Source organism: Microbacterium sp. GbtcB4, assembly GCF_019091465.1.
In the GTDB taxonomy this organism is placed as follows: domain Bacteria; phylum Actinomycetota; class Actinomycetes; order Actinomycetales; family Microbacteriaceae; genus Microbacterium; species Microbacterium paraoxydans.
Window position 1 is genome coordinate 1 of the sequence record NZ_JAGXJJ010000523.1, and the last position, 238, is coordinate 238.

Here is a 238-nt window from a genome sequence, read left to right on the forward strand (position 1 = left end):
ACCATGGACTAGCGCGAGCTCGACGAGCGGATCCGCGACTACTACGAGGAGCGGTTCGACGATTCGGTGCGGATGACGACCCGGTCGGCGCAGGGACCGCTCGAGCACCAGCGCATCCAGGAGCTGGTCGCGGATCACCTCACCGGGGGTCGCGGGATCGATGTCGGAGGGGGGGCGGGTGTCCATGCGCGCTCGCTCCTGGTCCGGGGGCACCGGGTCACCCTCTGGGCCCGGGTGG

At 71.0% G+C, this 238-nt stretch carries 1 protein-coding gene; it reads right to left on the reverse strand.

Annotated features, from left to right (window positions below; translation table 11 throughout):
- A partial coding sequence (locus KVS71_RS18685; protein ID WP_217585282.1) for a hypothetical protein occupies positions 1-186 on the reverse strand: 186 nt, incomplete at its 3' end.
- Positions 187-238: the final 52 nt, after the last annotated feature.